This is a genomic window from Leptolyngbya sp. UWPOB_LEPTO1, from assembly GCF_017302695.1.
GTDB classification, from domain to species: Bacteria; Cyanobacteriota; Cyanobacteriia; order Leptolyngbyales; family Leptolyngbyaceae; genus Leptolyngbya; species Leptolyngbya boryana.
This window is the reverse complement of record NZ_JAFLCJ010000013.1, coordinates 149,474-167,730: the sequence shown is the minus strand read 5'-3', so window position 1 is coordinate 167,730 and position 18,257 is coordinate 149,474. Positions and strand designations below refer to the sequence as shown.

The 18,257-nt window shown below is 47.4% G+C and carries 18 protein-coding genes and 1 tRNA gene; 3 read left to right on the top strand and 16 right to left on the bottom strand.

Translation table 11 applies throughout. The features are described 5' to 3' along the window. Positions 1-83: 83 nt before the first annotated feature. From J0L70_RS19825 to J0L70_RS19775, 11 genes are all read right to left on the bottom strand, one after another. Positions 84-521 (bottom strand): transposase, encoded by a 438-nt coding sequence (locus J0L70_RS19825; RefSeq protein ID WP_287455626.1) that lies wholly within the window; start codon positions 519-521, stop codon positions 84-86. 99 nt (positions 522-620) lie between these two features. Continuing rightward, positions 621-998 carry a saccharopine dehydrogenase NADP-binding domain-containing protein gene (locus tag J0L70_RS19820; protein WP_287455625.1) on the bottom strand — a complete coding sequence of 126 codons (378 nt, stop codon included), beginning with the start codon at positions 996-998 and terminating at the stop codon, positions 621-623. Positions 999-1,016: 18 nt separating this feature from the next. Then, on the bottom strand, positions 1,017-1,538 hold the full coding sequence (locus tag J0L70_RS19815) for a hypothetical protein (protein WP_287455624.1): 522 nt from the start codon (positions 1,536-1,538) through the stop codon (positions 1,017-1,019). Between the two features lie 144 nt (positions 1,539-1,682). Beyond that, the gene (locus J0L70_RS19810; protein ID WP_287455623.1) at positions 1,683-2,075 is read right to left on the bottom strand and encodes a hypothetical protein; all 393 of its coding nucleotides are present in this window, start codon (positions 2,073-2,075) and stop codon (positions 1,683-1,685) included. Between the two features lie 42 nt (positions 2,076-2,117). After that, positions 2,118-2,188, bottom strand: a tRNA-Cys gene (locus tag J0L70_RS19805). A gap of 22 nt (positions 2,189-2,210) precedes the next feature. Then, the gene (gene upp, locus J0L70_RS19800; protein WP_017286157.1) at positions 2,211-2,846 is read right to left on the bottom strand and encodes a uracil phosphoribosyltransferase; all 636 of its coding nucleotides are present in this window, start codon (positions 2,844-2,846) and stop codon (positions 2,211-2,213) included. A 2-nt stretch (positions 2,847-2,848) separates the two neighbouring features. Further along, entirely contained in the window at positions 2,849-4,048 is a 1,200-nt protein-coding gene (locus J0L70_RS19795) for a URC4/urg3 family protein (protein ID WP_287455622.1), read from the bottom strand. Next, entirely contained in the window at positions 4,041-5,303 is a 1,263-nt protein-coding gene (locus J0L70_RS19790; RefSeq protein ID WP_017286155.1) for a GTP cyclohydrolase II, read from the bottom strand. Before J0L70_RS19790 ends, J0L70_RS19795 begins: the two co-directional genes overlap by 8 nt. A 118-nt stretch (positions 5,304-5,421) precedes the next feature. Continuing rightward, entirely contained in the window at positions 5,422-5,982 is a 561-nt protein-coding gene (locus J0L70_RS19785; RefSeq protein ID WP_017286154.1) for a hypothetical protein, read from the bottom strand. A gap of 36 nt (positions 5,983-6,018) precedes the next feature. Beyond that, positions 6,019-6,288: a hypothetical protein gene (locus tag J0L70_RS19780; protein ID WP_017286153.1), complete on the bottom strand. Its 270-nt coding sequence runs from the start codon at positions 6,286-6,288 to the stop codon at positions 6,019-6,021. A gap of 88 nt (positions 6,289-6,376) precedes the next feature. Then, on the bottom strand, positions 6,377-7,648 hold the full coding sequence (locus J0L70_RS19775; RefSeq protein WP_287455621.1) for a pentapeptide repeat-containing protein: 1,272 nt from the start codon (positions 7,646-7,648) through the stop codon (positions 6,377-6,379). A gap of 35 nt (positions 7,649-7,683) precedes the next feature. Here J0L70_RS19775 and J0L70_RS19770 point away from each other — a divergent pair, with 35 nt between their 5' ends. Continuing rightward, positions 7,684-8,136, top strand: coding sequence for a GNAT family N-acetyltransferase (locus J0L70_RS19770; RefSeq protein ID WP_268183005.1), 453 nt, complete (start codon positions 7,684-7,686; stop codon positions 8,134-8,136). A 19-nt stretch (positions 8,137-8,155) separates the two neighbouring features. Further along, positions 8,156-10,816, top strand: a complete 2,661-nt coding sequence (locus J0L70_RS19765; protein ID WP_287455620.1) for a glycosyltransferase family 39 protein — start codon at positions 8,156-8,158, stop codon at positions 10,814-10,816. A 774-nt stretch (positions 10,817-11,590) separates the two neighbouring features. On the opposite strand, the gene J0L70_RS19760 is transcribed toward J0L70_RS19765, so the two are convergent. Next, complete coding sequence (locus tag J0L70_RS19760) at positions 11,591-11,788, bottom strand: NblA/ycf18 family protein (protein WP_017286149.1); 198 nt, start codon at positions 11,786-11,788, stop codon at positions 11,591-11,593. A 224-nt stretch (positions 11,789-12,012) separates the two neighbouring features. Here J0L70_RS19760 and J0L70_RS19755 point away from each other — a divergent pair, with 224 nt between their 5' ends. Next, positions 12,013-12,213 carry a hypothetical protein gene (locus J0L70_RS19755; RefSeq protein ID WP_017286148.1) on the top strand — a complete coding sequence of 67 codons (201 nt, stop codon included), beginning with the start codon at positions 12,013-12,015 and terminating at the stop codon, positions 12,211-12,213. Here J0L70_RS19755 and J0L70_RS19750 read toward each other — a convergent pair. From J0L70_RS19750 to polA, 4 genes are all read right to left on the bottom strand, one after another. Beyond that, on the bottom strand, positions 12,178-13,446 hold the full coding sequence (locus J0L70_RS19750) for a DNA methyltransferase (RefSeq protein ID WP_287455619.1): 1,269 nt from the start codon (positions 13,444-13,446) through the stop codon (positions 12,178-12,180). The two genes, J0L70_RS19755 and J0L70_RS19750, sit on opposite strands and share 36 nt — an antisense overlap. Positions 13,447-13,662: 216 nt before the next feature. Further along, a complete protein-coding gene (locus J0L70_RS19745; protein ID WP_287455618.1) occupies positions 13,663-14,091 on the bottom strand; it encodes a SufE family protein in 429 nt (142 codons plus the stop codon). A 177-nt stretch (positions 14,092-14,268) separates the two neighbouring features. Beyond that, positions 14,269-14,835 carry a CAP domain-containing protein gene (locus J0L70_RS19740; RefSeq protein ID WP_017286145.1) on the bottom strand — a complete coding sequence of 189 codons (567 nt, stop codon included), beginning with the start codon at positions 14,833-14,835 and terminating at the stop codon, positions 14,269-14,271. Between the two features lie 503 nt (positions 14,836-15,338). Continuing rightward, positions 15,339-18,236 (bottom strand): DNA polymerase I, encoded by a 2,898-nt coding sequence (polA, locus tag J0L70_RS19735; protein ID WP_017286144.1) that lies wholly within the window; start codon positions 18,234-18,236, stop codon positions 15,339-15,341. Positions 18,237-18,257 lie beyond the last annotated feature (21 nt).

Here is an 18,257-nt window from a genome sequence, read left to right as displayed (position 1 = left end):
GAGATCGGAGATTTTGTCTACTTCAACAGAATACGATCGCTGTTGTTCGATCTGTTCGATCTGATTGTGCATCGTTTAAGTAGCTAGGCGGAATTAAACTTAAAACGCTCTAGTGCATATCCCCCAAATTGACTGCGGACTTCCATGCCTTGGATCACCGCCTTGGCTAAATCATACTCGTCTTCAAACATCCGTCCCGCAATCTCATGCGCTTTGAGTTGATGCCACTGACCTTCGATCAGATTGAGATGAGCACTGTAGGGCGGCAGAGAAAATAGCAATAATCCCTGAGTCTCCCATCGCTGCCAGTGGGGTTTGACGAGTTCGCATGTGTGAATCTTACAATTGTCCTGCACCACGACCGTTAACCATCCTGTTTCTGCCAAAGTCACCGCTGCTTTGTCCGCAATCCAGTCCATGACTTTGAGATAACTCTCGCCCTCAAACCCACCTTGGGCAAGGGCATAATCGAACTGCTGTTCAGGTTGCCACAGTCCCAGAATACTGATACTGCAAGTCAATCCCAATTTTTGGAAGCGACGAACGACCCAGTAAGTGCCGAGGTCAGACGGAACAGAATCAAACCCACAGCAAGGAATGATCCGCGTACCGCCGAGCGCTCAGCGCTCATGATAGCGATCGATTAACGTCCTGACCCAAGGCGTTTCTCCGGTGATATCGACATAATGGGTTTTGAACCGAACACAGGCATCAACGAGGGTATTGCCGTACAGGGCAAACGGTCCAGCAGTAGTGAGGATGACTCGTGTTTGAGATAAGATCGCATCGATCTCTGACTGATCCTGACTGTCGGCAACCAGTACATCCACCGTTACACCCACTTCGTCTCGAACAACTTCTAGCTTCTGGCGATTTCGTCCCGCGATCGCCCAACGTAATTGCTCAGAAGAAACATATTTGGCAAAGTACTGCACCGTTTGTTTACAAACAAACCCACTCGCACCGTAGAGGACGACATCATAGGGGCGCTCAGACATGACAAAAATACTCTCAACCTAAGCAATTTTGGAGGGTTGAATAAACTCAGACCACTGATCTTGAATGGCATCTGTTGCAGCTTGTCCGACCGCACTCCAATCGTTCGGAGTCAGGAACGAATAGAGCTTGGATTTAACTTGAGAACGAAGTATTAACTCAGCAGGTTGTGACTGGTCTTCCTCAACTAACGCAGCGAAAAATGCTTGTTGCTCCTCGTTGAGTTGGGTTAACTGGTGACGAATTCGTCTTCTCGCTTCGGTGATGGCAGCTTCTGTACCACCCCCCAAATTTGCTGCCTGCATCAAACTCTCAAGCTCAGTAAACAAGATTGACTGTAATCGCACTTTTTTCATTGCTTGTTTCCAAAGTGCGGGATCGACGGGTTTAGGATTGAGCGAATAAGCAGAGAAACCAGCGCCAATCGCGCCACCACAAGTGTCCTCTGCCTCAATCATTTCTTGCAACACTTCAGAATCGTGCAACACATCAAGCAGGTTGCCAGTTGCTTCGTATTGCTGCCGTAGTCGTTGGTCATCCATCGTGGAACCCCTGCTCTTGAATCACATGACTCCAAATTCAAAATAGCGCAGATCCTCTTTGTCTGGATCTTGTTCATAGTCTGGCATATTCTGACGCTGGTAAAATTCTTCTGCCTCTGGCAACGAATGCAAGCCGACGCGCCCCTAATAGCCCAAACTAACGCTTCGCTGCCGAGCGAACAGCAACAGGGCGGAGCCAACACCCTTGAGATAGGGCGGGTCTTCTAGATTTTGTCGATTCCAGGGGGCAGAGGTAAGAGCTTCAACGTAAACGAGTCCATGGATAGGATTCGGCCAGGAACGATGCCACTGAGTTTCGAGCCACATCAGCCCTTGTGTGAGTCCTTCGTACTCGATCGCATAGGCTTCAAAGCGAGCGTCATTATTTGAGAGGCGCTTTTTCATCGCCCAACTCCAAAAAGCGTCCTCCTCATTTAATTCCAGCAGCATCCCGCGCCAAAGGTTCTCAAAATCGTCGAGATGACGAGATTGCACGATAGCCGGAACATCCTTCAAGTCGATAATGGGGCTTTTCACAGAGCGAAAGATCTGGTCGTCCTAGAACAGATTTTATTAAGAAGGCGGCACCCAGATTCGAACTGGGGGTGGAGGTTTTGCAGACCTCTGCCTTACCACTTGGCGATGCCGCCGAATTGCATCGCTACTATCATATCACTTTGTGCCGAATAAACGATCGCCTGCATCCCCAAGTCCCGGAATAATATATCCATGCTCATCTAATCCTTGATCGATCGCGGCTGTATAGATGGGAATCTCAGGATGATGCTCTTGAAAATGCCGAATTCCTTCCGGGGCTGCCAAAATGCAGAGAAACTTGATGGATTTAGGATTGGTTTGCTTGAGACGATCGACAGCAGCGATCGCAGAATTGCCCGTTGCCATCATGGGATCAACGACCAACATATCGCGCTCTTCGGTATCGTCAGGCACTTTGAAATAATATTCGATCGGCACAAGCGAATGCGGTTCGCGATAGATTCCGACATGCCCAACTCTTGCCGAGGGAATTAATTGCAGAATGCCATCGAGGATGCCTTGCCCTGCTCGCATAATCGAGACGACGACTAATTTTTTGTCGGCAGCTAAGACGGGAGCTTCCATTTCAGCCATGGGAGTTTGAATCGTTTCGTAGCGCAGCGGTAAGTCGCGAGTGACTTCGTAAGCCAGTAACATGCTGATTTCGGTCATCAGCGATCGAAATTTTGCTGTGCTGGTCGTTTCTCGTCGCATCAAACTAAGTTTGTGCTGAACTAAGGGATGCTCGATAATCGTTAAATTTTCAGCCATAGTCAAAAAACAGTTCCGTCACTAGAAATTTGAATCGGGGGAGTTCCACTAGGGCGAAGAACAGCGGCAATTTTGCGTCCAGCTGTCCAGGTTCCACCTTGCAGAACTTTGACGAGTGGGAGAGATTCAGGCGTTAAATCGAGTTTGTTGCGAATCGTGGCAGCAATGCGATCGAGTAAACACACGGTCAAAGCTCGCCATTCAACAATCAACTCGGAATCAGCAGCATGGGGAATCTCTGTCAGTTTGGGATCTTTGAGTTGAAGTAGCCCCAGATCGAGACATAAGCCACCATTTCGGTATTCGGGAAGCCCAGTCATTTGATCAAGATCAATGATTTTCAGTCCTAAATCTTGCAAGGGTTCGAGTAGAGAATAGGTCAACCATTGCGAGAGCTTGTGAAACGGAATGAGTTGATCCCCTGATAAAGACGAATGTTTCCACACGTCCCCTAAGTTCACGCCCTCGATCGATAATCTCCCTGACCAGATTTCACCCAATCCAATCAGAACGGCATTCAACACAACGATCGCAGAAAGCTGTCCTTGGTCAGCGTGAGCGATGAGATAATTAACCAGATTGCCAGGACGAGGCACATCACCAAACAGATCGGGGGATTGTTCGATCGTCTGTCCCAATTTTTGCAGAAGCGCGGATCGTCCTTCCAAGCCAACCAAAGGATTTTCAGAACCGACTTGAAAAAACGCACCGATCTGCTCAGGTGTAATCTGCTTCAGGGCTGTTGCATCCGCTTGATAAGGATGCTTCGAGAAAGCACCTTGGCAGAATGCATCAAACGACGCGATCGCTAAACCTTCGGATCGCGCCCAAGTTTTCTGAGTCGTGGCTTCATGATATTTCCAGCGATCGCCTGCGCCTGCATCAAGCAACACGCTCGGAATCACGAGATCGAATTTTGCTTTTGCTTGCTCGATTTTAGACCGTGATTCGATCGCCTGTTCAAGCTGCCGGACGCGAGGAATATTGCCGACTTCAAAGTGTCGCCATCGACTATGAAACGGCACATCCAAATCAGGGTAATGTTCGCGAATTACAGCGATCACGTAATCGGCAACGGCATCAAGTTGCGTCAGATCGACTCGAAAATAAGGGAGTTGATCAGCCTGGGCTAGCTCGAAGAGTTCGTTGCAGCGCTCTCGAATCGCGGTGGGCGATCGCAAATATTCAACTCGATTAGTCACTCAGTCCTCGTCCTTTAATCTCAGCTAAGGCTTCTTCGGTGAGCACTTCACTTTCGGTGTAGTATCCTGCCGCTTTTTTTGCCTCGATTTCGACCATTGCATCCGCTGGAATCAATTCTTCTGGAATCGGCACGCGCGTCACAATTTCAATGCCCGATCGCGTCACAGCATCGTGTTTCATATCGCTCATCGAAATAAAGCGATCGATGCGCGTAATCCCTAACCAGTGCAGCACATCCGGCATCAGTTCTTGGAATCGCATATCCTGAACGCCTGCCACACATTCGGTGCGGGTGAAGTAAGCATCCGCGCGATCGCCGCCTTCTTGACGTTTCCGAGCGTTGTAAACCAAGAATTTAGTGACTTCGCCGAGGGCACGTCCTTCCTTACGCAGATAAACGATAATGCCTGCGCCACCTTGTTGAGCAGTTTGCACACATTCTTCGATGCCGTGAACCAGATAAGGACGACAGGTACAAATATCAGACCCGAAGACATCCGAGCCATTGCATTCGTCGTGAACGCGGACGGTAAGCGATCGATTAGGGTCAGTAATCGCGTCAGGATCGCCCACAATATAGACGGTGATGCCACCGATTGGGGGCAAGAAGACTTTGATATCGGGACGGGTAATCAGTTCAGGGAACATGCCGCCCGTTTGCTCAAATAAGGTGCGACGTAAGAGGCTTTCTTCAACGTGCAGGCGTTTTGCCAGTCCGGGAAGATACCAAACTGGCTCGATCGCGGCTTTAGTTACGACTAAATCGCCGCCTTTTTTCATGATTTCGCCATCTTCTTGCAGGCGACCTTTGGCGATCGCGTCTTGCAGTTCTGGCATGTTGATGTGCGCTTTGGTAATTGCGATCGTCGGTTTGATGTCGTAGCCTTGCTCATAGAGATCGCGATAGACTTCTCCGACAATTGCCCCAAAAGGGTCGAGCGAGACAATTTTATCGGGATCTGACCAGGCTGGATGGGCGTGAAGCAAGGCAGCCGGAGCCGTATTCGTTAAATCAGCGCGATGGTTGGCATCGAGTTTGCCGCTGGCGACAGCGAGAGCACGATAGACGGCATAAGAGCCAGAATGCGTTCCGATCACATTACGGTGGGCAGCCGTGGTGAGTGTGCCAATAATTGCACCGCGTTTGATCGGATCGGCTTCGCCCCAGTGGATGGCGATCGATTTAGAAAATTTGGCGGGATGAGATGTGAGAACGATCGGACGTGGCGTTGAACGTTTGGGCTGACTGACCATAGACACTTCGCACCGAGTCGGGTTTTAAAGTTCTGATCGTATCAAGAGACTTGAACAATGAGTAGTGTCTTAGGTAGCAGACAATCGGATTTTCTTGTAAATGAATTTTTCTCGAAACTTATTGCTTGCCATAAGTGAAAGGTGTCCCCCACATTGTCCAGTTCTCTTTGTTGAAGGGAGAACGCCAGCGCTGGATCAGGGCGAGTTCGAGTTTTTGGCGATCGCGGGTTTTGACAGGAGCATTTGACCAGAAGGCGATGCCGAGTGAGGAGGGGAGTTGATAGTCGTAGTGCGCTTGCCGATAGTTGAGTAAGTAGCGTTTGCAGTCGTGTTCGCCTTTCCAGCGTTGATTCGATTTGATGGTTTCACCGACATAGAGAACGATCGGAAGTTCGTAATCAATCACGAAATAGAGGGCTGCAACGCCTTGATCTTCGGCTTTTTGTCGCCAAAATTGGGTGTTTTGTTGGGGAAGTTTGAATGGGTCGATCGCGTACGGATCAGTTTCGATCGACTCAAAGAGTGAGACTTGCTGTTGGGGAGTCAGAGCCGTTTGATAGTTGAAAATTCTCTGTTTCCAGTCTTTGAGCACAGACTCGCTGAGGTTTAAATGCTCACGTGAGGCAGATTCGTTTGACCAATCAGCGTTGGTAAACAAAGAGGGCTGTTCAACAATCATAGGGGGCGTGATGATCGACTGCGATAGGATATCACGCTATTGCGAAGTTGAGGATTTCGGTTGAGCAGGTTGCTCAAATAGACTTCTCGGAGCAGCTTTTCGGAAAGCTCCGCAGTAGTGCATGGTCAGAACTGCTTTATATGCCCAATCTTGAGGAGAAACATCGACAAAGGGATTAGGCAGAGTCTCAGCTCGATTTTGGGTGCACGCTTGGTAGATCTCTTCAGAAGTGGGTTGGCGTACAGGAGCCTGGGCAACTGTCGGACGCGAGAGCCATAAGGTCGTGGAGAGAAGTGATTCTAGCATTGTGACGTTGAAGCGCAATGCGATCGATTCTAGCGCTGAAATCCTTGAAGTCGGGCAACTTGCCCGACTCCACCGTTAATCCAGTTGTTTACTTGATGGCTTGAAACCCAGTTGGGCAAGCGGCAGGCTGATTGTTTGGCACATTCAAAGGCAACTTGGGTAGAACTGGCTTCGCTTCTTGACTGACACAAAGACGAGTCATCGATACCTTTTCCTGCGAGCCACGGGAAGTCGAGACTAAACCGATATAAGTTTTGAAGCCGCCCGCTTTGGGAACCGCAGCAACGACCGATAAACGAGTGCGATCGCCCTGAGAAAAGACCCGATAGGCATATTGCTCAGAGTCTTCTAATCCCAACTGTAACTCGTCAACTTTAGTAGCAAATTTGGTATGTTCCAGCAAGTAAGCTTGCTGGGCGCGCATCATCGCTTGTACATTCGGAAGCGTCTGGGCTTCGGCTTCCTTTTGTCGGGCATCGGTTTCGTTTTGAAATGCCTCGGCTAAATTGGCATTGCGGGTCTCTTTTAGGCTCGCCCCTTCTAGAATTGCGGCTTTTAATAAGGCAGATTGTAAATCAGCACGATCGAGCACTGCTCCTCTCAAATTTCCTTGAATCAAACAAGCATCCCTGAGGTTTGCGCCCGTGAGATTTGCATTGGTCAAATTGCCCCGAATTAAGACTGCACCCGCAAGATTTGCTCCAGCGAGATTGCTCCCAACCAAATTTGCAGGCACAAATTCTAGCCCAAGCCGCCGAAACTCTTCGTTCTCCTTCTCAGGACTGGGGAAAGGTGCATTCTGGCAAATTAGGGCAGTAAACATTGCAGGAGAGTACGTAGACCCAAAGAAGGGGATTGCAGTGCTTCGGATCGATCGAAATCCACTGAAGAACACGCCACTGAGATTTGTCTCGCTTAAATCTGCACCCTGTAAGTTCACACCAATCAAATCAGCATTCTGAAGTTTTGCACCGCGCAGAGTCGCACCTCGAAGTTGCACACCTGTGGTCGTTGCATTCTTCAAATAGGCTTGGGTCAAATTAGCCTGCGTGAGATTGGCATTTTCGAGGGTTGCTCGATCGAGATAAGCCTGCTGCAAATTTGCACCACTTAAGTCGGCATCGCTAAAGTTTGCCGAGCCAAGATTCGCACCTTTTAAAATTGCGCCTTTGAGATTCGCATTGGTTAAATTTGCACCGAATAAATTTGCGTCTGTGAGATCAGCGTTACTCAAGTCACAATTTGGACACTGATTTGTCTTCAGTAACCGCTGTAAATGATCCGGGTTGGCAGCGTTAGCAGGTGATACGGTTGCAAAGAATGCAATTCCGGGGAAAATGGCGAGAAGAAGTCGTCTCATCGTGAGAAAATGCTACGTTCAAATTGAGTTGACATATGATACTCGAACGATCTCCCGCTCAGCCTACGATTAAAGTCGCGGATTTTCGGCGCGATTTTGAGGCAATTCAAAGCATTCGGATACGTGTTTTTCAAATCGAACAAGGCGTAGATGCCGCACTAGAATTTGATGGATTAGACGCAGATGCCGTACACTTTTTAGCCTGGGTTGGACAAGATGCAGTCGGAACATCAAGAATTCGATTTCTCTCTCCCCAAACTGCAAAAATGGAACGATTAGCCGTTTTACCTGAATTAAGAAAATACGGAGTTGGGCGCAAAATTGTCGAAACCGTTTTAGAATTTTTGGCTAACAAAAATATCGCGACTGTGCAAATTCATGCTCAAAGTGCGGTGGTTGAGTTCTATCGAAAACTTGGATTTATTTCTGAAGGAGAAGAATTTGAAGAAGCAGGAATTCCGCACATCAAAATGAGCTATACATTTTAGAGAATTGGGATAGGTGTGAGTGTTCGCAAAACAGCAATCTTCGGCTTGGAGAAATGGAATTCCGATCGTGGTCACGGTCTGGGCAATCGGCTTTGTTGTCGATCGCGTTTGGTTTTGGGTTGATCGATCGGTTCCAGCGTGGGATCAAGCTGAGTATTTAACGGGTGCAATGAATTTCTGGCGAGCCTTCCAGCAACCAAGCTGGTTTTCGCAAGAGTGGTGGACAAGCGTTTGGCTTTTGACTTCTAAGATTCCACCGCTTGTATATTTAATCACTACTCCTTTTATTCAGATATTTGGCACCGGGGAAACGCAATCTACGTTAGTCAATTCATTGTTTAGTGCGATTCTACTCGCATCCGTTTATGGATTGAGCCTTCGACTCTTTAATCTCCAAGTCGCCCGATGGGCAACAACACTGTGCTTATTGCTACCAGGATTGTCTGTAATCCGATTGGATTACTTGATCGATTTTCCACTGAGTGCGATCGTTACACTGACATTTTTTCTATTAACGCTTTGGGCGACGGATACGGTTCGCCCGGTTGCGGATCAGCAATCTCAAGTCGTGACTCAGCCCAGCGTTGTTTCTGTGACTCAATCGATTGCGATCGTGCAGTCTTTCCCATTACCTCAAATTTCTGCTTTGCGATCGTGGTTGTATGCAGCAGGATTTGGGGTTTCGTTTGGGCTTTCGTTGTTAACGAAACAACCCGCACTATTTTTCTTATTCACTCCGATTGTGTGGCTGAGTGTTGTTTCCCTTCGGAAAAGAGCTTGGCGACGATTCATTCAGTTAGCAGTGGGAATTGCGATCGCCATTGCAATCTGTTTACCGTGGTATCGCACGAATTGGTTAATTATTCTGACTGCGGGAAAACGAGCAACCGTTGATAGTGCGATCGCAGAAGGTGATCCTGCTTTAACGAGTATTGAAGCTTGGATTTATTACTTCAAAGCGCTGCCGGGTTTAGTGTCTGTGCCTTTATTTGCGGCGGGAATCGCGGGATTGCTTCTGTATTGGAAGCGATCGGTGATCGAACAACAATGGTCGCAAGTCGAAGGGCGCTGGCTCAAAACTCTGGACTATCGAGGTATGGGGCGCAGAGGTTACAGACGAGAAATTTATCAGGCTTGGTTTCAGTCGGTGCGTTGGTTGTTGATCTTTTTGATCGGCGCTTATCTGCTCTGTTCGTTGAATGTGAATAAAGACGATCGCTATATCACACCTTTACTGCCCGTATTAGCGATTTTGCTCGCTCAAGGCTTGCTGCTCTTTCCCGATCGCTTAAAGATTTTCCGCTGGGGTGCGATCGCGCTTTCTAGCATTTTGATGATGTTCAGCTTATTGCCGCTCGAACTCAGCCCGAAATTTCTGCAACTTCCTCATGCACGTCATGCAGTACTCGCGAGCGATTGGCATCAAGCGGATGTCGTGAATGCTGTGATTGAAGCTGACCCTGCTTTAGTCACGACGATCGGAGTTTTGCCTTCGCTACCAGAATTTAATCAGCACAATCTCAACTATCAAGGCACGCTGAGAAACTTTCAAGTGTACGGGCGGCAAGTCGGAACGAATGTGAAACAGGTCGAACAAGATGCACGATCGCTGAATTGGTATGTCACGAAAGACGGTGCTTCAGGAGCAATTCGACGACCTCAAGCGTATGCTGCTTTAAATACTGCGATCGCTGAAAACCCAGATTTCCAATTGCATCGAATTTGGAAGCTCCCGGATCAAACTCAACTTCAACTTTACCGCCGAGCGATTGCGCCGATCCGTGTTGCTCCCCATCCCCAACCGATCCAGCAAGTCAAACTCGAACAAATCCGGATTCCGAATCAAGCGGCTCCTGGAAAACCGATGCCTGTAACCTATCGTTGGTCAGGGTCTTGGAAACAGCTCCGCTCTGGCTTACTGTTACTCACTTGGAATCGAGTTTCAGACGATGCGACGACTGCTGCAAATCCGCCTGCGACACGTTGGTTCCATGACCATGCGATCGCGCTTGGCAACCTACAACCGAGTTCGCATCCTGAGCAGGCAGCTTTGCAAATTACAGAACGGCTTGCGGCTTTACCGCCTCCCAATGCTCAAGGAACCTACACGTTAACTGCCGCTTATCTAAACCGTGAAACGAAAGCGACTTATGCGATCGATGTTCCCGACATTCGCTTAACGATTTCTCCGACTGCGACGACTGAAGCTCCAGAGTTAGATTTTGTGACTCAACTGCGCTCACTTGCCACAACGATGCCGCAGGGCATCAAAGCGCTCGATCGTATCTTTGAGAAAGTGGGTCAACTCAATCAATATGATCCGGTTCAGGACTATGTAACGCAGGCTCGGCAGATTCTCGAATACCGCTTCAATCAAGAGCCAGATAATCTTGAGTTTGCCTATGGATTAGCACTCGCCAATGTCCTCAAACGCCGCGTTCAACCTGCGATCGAAACGTTTGAGCGGATTACGCAATTAGATGCGAAAAACCCGATCGCTTATGCTTATCTTGCTTTCGTGAATTTGTATGACTTCCGAGCTTCAGCGGCTCAGAAAGCTTTAAATTCAGCGATCTCGCTCAATCCAGCTTTGAAAGAACTACGATCGCTCAATGCTGTAGCAGGATTGATGCAAGGAAATCTCGTACAAGCTTGGCAGGAATATCAGCGATCGAGCTAAAGCAATCAAACGTTAGACTGCGGATTGCTTCTAGACGATCGCACAACTCTGCCCGACAGATAACGTCAGTTCGGGTTAATGTTTGGGCGGCTGGCGAATGGAATTCGCGCCTAAACAGACAAAGTGCGCCGCCGCGCACTCACAGCCCTCTTCAAAAATTAGTCCACGACGGTGGACTTCGTTTGTCTAGCCGCGAATTCTATTCGCATCGGCACAGGGGCGAAATCCCTTATCCCAAATTCACGTTAGATACACTTATTGAGTATGTTGAGTGGCACTACGCACAAAACCATGAAATAATTTCAATGCTGCACAACAGGCAAAGGGTGCTAGTGCTCAAGCTAGCTCAAATCCAACGTGCTTTGCCTGAAGGGAAATAGCAATCAACTTGTCCTAGCCATCTAACGCTGTAACAGACTAGGTTCAAGAAGATTTCCGCAATGCGCTGACAGAAATGGAGAAGGTCGAAAAAGTCGCCAGCGCCTTAAGCGCTTTTTAGGAAAGGCGTGATCAAACCGCTTAAGACTCTGCCCCAAACGACAATAACGCGGCACATTTTTTCAAATCATCAGGCAGGCTATCTTCCTATGTGCCTGATAAGCACTGATGATTTGGAAGTTGGCAGTTCGTGTGAAGGTCGTGAGATTTTACAAACTGAATCGAGTGAAGCGAAATATCAGGAAGGGTTTTGCTTGAACGCCCCACACCCCTGCTCTTTTCTGCGTTTGAGAACAAAGCAAAAGTTCGAGGTCGCTCGCGCGACGAAAGCGGAGACTAGAGCATCGGTGAGCCGGGTTCTAAGCCCCATTGCTGTTTCAGGAAGTGACGATACATCGCTTCGCGCATCAGCATTTGCTCATACAACTGGACGAGGAACTCTTGAGCCTGTTCACGGCTCATTTGCTGCACCTGGGTCTCGAACGACCGAATGCTGAATTGTTGTTCCAATGAAAGTTCTACAGGTTGACTCATACGTAATACACTCCAAATGAAAGAGAGTAGACCAATTACAGGATGACATGTCCCTTTTGTCAAGGTAGTTTATCCTGAACGAACCGGATGATTCTTCGAGGATTCCCTGACTCAGTTTCAAATCCTACACTTGATATTAAAAAAGATAACAAGCATTTGACAAAATAACCATCCGCCACTGGGGTAATAATTGCAGAGATAACCGTACATCTAGGGAGGGGCTTATGATTATCGGGTGGCTGATTTTAGCCTGGATCGGGGGAGTAGCAACGATCTTGGGGAGTTTGATGACGATCGCGAGTTTGATTTTCAGCGTCGTCATTGAGGGTGATTTGAAAGGAAAATTTAAGCTATTAGGATTTTCAATCGGATGTACGATCGCTGGTTTTTTAATACTGCGATTCGCTCCCGTTCCATTTGAGTAAGACGACTTCTTCTCGCAATTGCTCTTTGGTCGCAGTCGCTAAGCGGGTTCGGAACAGCTCAATATCGACGACTTCATAGCCAAGGGATTTGGCTAGGTCTGCAATCAGCTCTCCGGTGCGAATCATCACCCGAAAGTAAGAGGCTTGATCCCCGACGACGTAAGCAAGTTGTGCTCCAGGTCGCAAGGCTTGCCGCAAGTCTGCTAAATGTCTTGCCATTCCGCCGAAATAGAGTTTTGTCGCTCGGGCATATTGCCGCTCAAAACCGCTGGTTTTTTTGAGTTCAATTCGTTTGGCTTCGATTTCGGCTGCGATGCGTTGAATTTCTGGATGGTTCGCGACCCAGTGATCATCGTCATCGGTTCGGTAAACGCCGCGCGAGTTCGATCGCATTAATCCCTGTTTCATCGATCGTAGGTCGATTTTCGTTTGCAGAAATCCCAAGACGACCGATTCTAAACGGGTAGCACGAGTGTAATCCTTCTCATTCGGATACGGGGGCGACGTGATCACAGCATCGATCGAGTTTGGCTCTAAAACTTGCAATAAGCTGCGCGAGTCGGCATGGTGAACGATTGCAGGAATCTCTTTCAATGGGTGAAGATGTTGCAGATCTCTTGAAATTTGCTGCATTTCATTCAGCCACAGTTCGATCACGGGCGCATCTTGTTTGTATTTTCCAACACTGACTTCTGGGGCAAATTTTAAATTGCTCACCGAATAGACCAGTATTTTTGCCAGAGCGAGTTTTTCGTAGCGATCGCAGTTTTCATCCCGATGTTGCTCTAATTGATCGAGTAAAACTAAGGCTTTGTGCAAAGGCAATTCGCTGATGGAATTTTTCAGGAGTAACTGCGATCGCTCTTCGTCTAACGTGCGTAACGGTTGATCCAGATTGGCATGGGCGAGTTCTGCAATTTGAGTGGCGTGAGCCATTAAGCGATCGGCTTCCATATGCCAATTCACTTTTGTAGTTCCCGCGAACCACGCCATTTTATTCGCTTCAACTCCGACACTGGGAATGCCTAATTTTTTACATTCGACCACAGTTGTTCCCGTCCCGCAGAACGGATCGAGTACAGTTTGATCGGGTCGAATTGCAAAATCTTTGAGATGTTTCTGAACTAAATGTGGCGGAAACGATAATACAAAGCGATACCAATCGTGAGCGGCACGATCGTGATCTCGAATGTGATTGAGATCAGAACTACGCCGCTGACGACGCGCTCGCATAGGATGAATGGGTAAATCGGGGATAGTAGGCTGATAATATTCCAACGGATTCAACAAGCGCGCTTTAGCACTGAATTGTAGAAGAGCGATCGATTTCTGGCAAGATTTTGCTTAGCGGTAACAATAACACAATGCTGCATTCGAGAACATTGCTAGAAATGCCGCAACATTAGAGTTTCAGCAACCCTAAATAGGGGAGCGATCGCACAAATTCAATTAGTTCATCAGTGCCTGCGATTTCTGTTTCATCTTCGCGAGAATGTTGTAGAAACCATTAGCGCGAGAGGGGGTCAGGCTCACATCAAGTCCAGTTGCTTTGATAAAGTCAGGTGAAAGATCGACAACTTCTTGCGGGGTTAAACCACTTAAACCTTCCACTAAGAGAGCAACTAAGCCTTTGACTAATTGCGAGTCTGAGTCTCCCTGAAATTGAATTTTGTCATCTTCTAAATTCGCAACGACAAAGACTTGAGAGGCACAGCCAGCGACTTTATTTTCTGGTGTTTTTTCCGCTTCTGGAAACGGTTTGAGGCGTTGCGCCAGAGTGATCAAAAGTTCGTATTTGCGTTTCGGATCGGTCGATCGAGCGAGACGTTGCACAATACGATCGAGTGCGGGTGGAAGTTGGGCGGATGACAGTGACATAACTCACGACTATCTAAGTCTTTGTTACTTAATTGTAATCTGTTCGGTTCGATCGTAGGTCAAATCTCCAAGGTCTGGGAGAACTTGGAGATCTGACTTGAACCCGATTGGAACATCAACCTAGCGCATGGAATCCGCCAGGTTGATGAGAGTCACAATTTTATGAGCGTCACAATTTTATGAGAGCCTCATTGCCGTCCCAAAGTTTTGCGTCCAGTAACCGTCGTAGTAGCCCACTCCGATTTCTTGGAGATTGGGGTCGAGAATGTTTTGGCGGTGTCCGGGGCTATTCATCCAAGCTGTAACAACATCTTGAGCAGTCGGCTGCCCAAATGCGATGTTTTCTGCGGCTCTGGAATAGTTGTAGCCTCCTGCCCGCATACGATCCCAAGGTTGGGAGCCGTCGCGACCTTGATGGCTGAAATAGTTATTGCCTGCCATGTCTTGGCTATGTTTTTCAGCCACATCATTCAGGGTGAGATTGAGGCTCAAAGGAGCTAAGCCAAACTGTGCCCGTTGTTGATTGGTCAGATCGAAAACCTGTTGTTCAAATGCACCAAAGCCTGCATTGGTGGATTGAACAGGGGCAGGAGGAGCGGGTTGCAGAGGGGGAGGACTGCTGGATTGGGATGGAACCGGGGTGAGGTTCGATCGAGTTGTGAGTTGAGTTTGGAAGCGTCCACCGAAGGCGGCTTGGTTTGCTTGCAGTATTTGATTCAGATGGTCAACTGAGCGAATAATCATGTTGATTTTCCTTGAATGACAATATGCAGAAAGCAACCTCATGCCAAATTTGACCTCGCATTGAGATCTGACGAAGATTGGTTTCCTGGGGCGATAAGCTCGATCGCCGATTAGACAACTGTGAAAACTTGCCTGAGTCCGAATAAGGTAAGACTCAATGAGGAAAGGAACACAATAAAAACCTGATTAGAGGATTGCTCGTACAGACTTATGGATTTAGAGTTCGTTGACAATGTACTGAGCAACAGTGTGATCAATATTGCGGTGGATGCACGGGGGTTAATGTAAAAGGAAAGTAAACTCTGTCTTTTGGCATATGTGCTACTTCTAATTTTGGAACAGGGTTACTTGCGGGAATTTGGGGGTCAAATTGGAAATTGACCCTAGAATCTAACTTCTAAGGTCAAGCTAAAATGTGCCAGTTGTTAATCTGATCGAAATTAGAGATGCGATCGTACACTTTTTCTTCATCGCAGCTTTAAACACGTCGAGGATACAGGTAATTATTTTGTTTCCATCCAGTTATTGCCTGATCGAATATCAACCACTAAAGGCACGCTCAACGAAACGGCATTTTCCATTACGGACTTAATTTTGGGCTGTAATTCTTGCCAAGCATCCGGTTCGACTTCAAACACCAATTCATCATGTACTTGCAAGAGCAATCTCGCTGGATAAGCTTTCAACACTTCATGTAAGTTCGCCATTGCAATTTTGATGATGTCAGCGCTAGACCCTTGAATCGGTGCATTTGCAGCGGCTCTGAGAGCTTGAGCTTCAAATTGGTCACGCAGTTTGATCTGATCGAGTTTAATCGTGTCAGGTGATGTGCCCCGCAGTTTGAGAAGTGACTCAGACGTGAAATTAAAATAGCGTCGTCGCCCTTTGATCGTTTCAACATAGCCATTGGCAATCGCTTCTCGTTGCATCTGCTGCAAATACTCGAAAACGCGGGAATAGCGATCGTTAAATCGTTCAATAAAGGTCTTCGCCTGAGAGGTTGGAACGCCTGCTTCTCGCGCAAATCGCTGCGCTCCCATGCCGTAAATCACGCCGAAGTTAATAATCTTTCCGAGCCGCCGTTCTTCTGAGGAGATTTCATCTTTCTCCATTAATAGTCGAGCAGTGAGAGAGTGAACATCTTCATTGTTGCGATAGGTCTCCAGCAAGACAGGCTCTTGGCTCAGATGCGCTAAAATTCTCAACTCGATTTGAGAATAGTCTGCCGCAACCATAAGCCACCCGTCTTCAGGAATGAACGCCTTACGGATTTGACGACTAAATGCCGTCCGAATCGGAATGTTCTGCAAGTTAGGATCAGACGAGGATAGCCGACCTGTAGAAGTGACTGCCTGATTGAAATCGGTGTGAACGCGATCGGTCTTCGGATTGATCAAATTTGGCAGCGCATCGACATAGGTTGATTTCAGTTTTGATAAGGTGCGATGTTCAACGATCGCATCGACCACGGGATGATCGCCTTGTAGTTTCTCCAGGGTTGCTGCATCGGTAGAATACCCTGTTTTCGTTTTGCGAGATTTCTTTTTATCGAGTCCTAGTTTTTCAAATAACAGCTCACTCAATTGTTTCGGAGAACCGAGACTAAATTTCTGATTTGCCGAGGCATAGGCGCGTTCTTCGATCGCAGCTAGTTCTGTCTCTAAGGATTTTGAAAATTGGACGAGATAATCTCGATCGATTCTCACCCCGGTCGCTTCCATCTCAGCTAAAACAGGCTCTAAAGGCTGTTCAATTTCTAAAAGCAGCTTGTAGAGAGCAGGAATTGCTTCAAGTTCCGATCGCAGAAGCGGAACTAATCGAAACACAGTGTAAACATCCATTCCACAATAGTCTGCGACTGCAGGAATGGCAATATCAGCAATGGTTTTACCTTTGGGAACGAGATCAGTATATTCTTTTGCGTGAATTCCTAAATTGCGATATCCGAGATCGCTAAGTTTATGACTCGCTTCAGGATTAAGAACATAGCTGGCTAACATTGTGTCGAACACAACACCAGCGAGTTCAATTCCTTGAAACCGAAACACTAAGCGATCGAATTTTGCATTCTGGAATGACTTCGGATATTTCACGTCTTCAAGAATGGGACGCAGCGCTTCGAGCACGATCGCTTTATCGAGATTTGTGCCTTCGATATGACCGATCGGAATGTAAGCCATTGCATCGGATTCTGCACCCCAACAGCACCCAATTCCCACTAAATCAGCTTTGATCGGATCAAGATCGGTCGTTTCAGTATCCCAAGCGATCGTTTCTTTTGTCGTTTTTAAGCGATCGACGAGTTCTTTTAGTTTCGCTTCTGTATCAATAATTTGTGGAGTAATCTCGACTAATTCAAACTTTTCAGCATTTGCCGTATCTTCTGCGCTGAAAAACCATACATCCTCATCTGTATATTGTTTAACAACAGGTGTATTCGTTGCTGATTTTGCTGCACTTTCTGTTGTACTCAATTCGCCACTGAGTTGTCGCTTCCATTTCTCGATCTTGTTATAAAACGATTTGAATTCTAATCGTTCAATTAATGGCAGGAGTGTTTCTTCATCGAATCCCTGAAGTTTACAATCAGCCGGATCAATTTCTAGGGGAACATCTAAGTGAATTTGCGCCATCCATTGAGAATGCCGCGCGGCATCGATTCCTTCTTCTAATTTCTTTCTGACTGCACCTTTGATTTCTTCGATCGAGGCGTAGACATTTTCTAATGATCCATATGTTTTGAGTAACTGACTTGCCGTTTTCTCTCCAATCCCTTTTACACCAGGGATGTTATCAGATGTATCGCCACAAAGCGCTTTGAAATCTACGACCTGAGAGGGCAAAACCCCTAGCTTGAGTTTCACCTCTTCTACTCCAAATTCTTTCGGAGGCGGTGCGCCTTTGCCATAGCTGGTACTCATATATAAGATCTTGACTTTTTCGTCTGGATCAACCAGTTGAAACAAATCTCGATCGCCACTCAAAATCTTCACGTCGAAGCCTTCTTGACTGGCTCGCCGCGCCATCGTTCCGATTACATCATCCGCTTCGTATCCGGGGACAACGACGATCGGTAAATTCATCGCCTTCAAAACTTCTTGGAGATTATCCAGATCTGGCTTAAAGTCTTCCGGCGTTTCAGGACGACCCGCTTTGTAAGTCTCGTCTGCATCATGGCGATACGTTGCGCCTCCTAAATCAAACGCGATCGCTAAATAATCCGGCTTTTCTGCTTCCACCGTTTCGAGCAAGGCTTTAAGAAAACCGTAAGATACACTCGTCGGAATGCCAGATTTTGTTCGCAATCCACCATCGCGACCTTTCGCAAACGCATAATAGGCGCGAAATGCCAGCGAATGACCATCGACGAGAACGATTTTAGGGGAAGAAGTAGCGCTCAAAATATCGACTAACCAAAAAAG

Bases quoted from the DNA above. Each gene is read 5' to 3' on its own strand.
- J0L70_RS19775 (WP_287455621.1), bottom strand. From the start codon at position 7,648: ATGAGACGACTTCTTCTCGCCATTTTCCCCGGAATTGCATTCTTTGCA.
- J0L70_RS19790 (WP_017286155.1), bottom strand. From the start codon at position 5,303: ATGGTCAGTCAGCCCAAACGTTCAACGCCACGTCCGATCGTTCTCACA.
- J0L70_RS19785 (WP_017286154.1), bottom strand. From the start codon at position 5,982: ATGATTGTTGAACAGCCCTCTTTGTTTACCAACGCTGATTGGTCAAAC.
- J0L70_RS19815 (WP_287455624.1), bottom strand. From the start codon at position 1,538: ATGGATGACCAACGACTACGGCAGCAATACGAAGCAACTGGCAACCTG.
- J0L70_RS19745 (WP_287455618.1), bottom strand. From the start codon at position 14,091: ATGTCACTGTCATCCGCCCAACTTCCACCCGCACTCGATCGTATTGTG.
- upp (WP_017286157.1), bottom strand. From the start codon at position 2,846: ATGGCTGAAAATTTAACGATTATCGAGCATCCCTTAGTTCAGCACAAA.
- J0L70_RS19755 (WP_017286148.1), top strand. From the start codon at position 12,013: ATGATTATCGGGTGGCTGATTTTAGCCTGGATCGGGGGAGTAGCAACG.
- J0L70_RS19820 (WP_287455625.1), bottom strand. From the start codon at position 998: ATGTCTGAGCGCCCCTATGATGTCGTCCTCTACGGTGCGAGTGGGTTT.
- J0L70_RS19740 (WP_017286145.1), bottom strand. From the start codon at position 14,835: ATGATTATTCGCTCAGTTGACCATCTGAATCAAATACTGCAAGCAAAC.
- J0L70_RS19750 (WP_287455619.1), bottom strand. From the start codon at position 13,446: ATGCGAGCGCGTCGTCAGCGGCGTAGTTCTGATCTCAATCACATTCGA.
- J0L70_RS19780 (WP_017286153.1), bottom strand. From the start codon at position 6,288: ATGCTAGAATCACTTCTCTCCACGACCTTATGGCTCTCGCGTCCGACA.
- J0L70_RS19770 (WP_268183005.1), top strand. From the start codon at position 7,684: ATGATACTCGAACGATCTCCCGCTCAGCCTACGATTAAAGTCGCGGAT.
- J0L70_RS19760 (WP_017286149.1), bottom strand. From the start codon at position 11,788: ATGAGTCAACCTGTAGAACTTTCATTGGAACAACAATTCAGCATTCGG.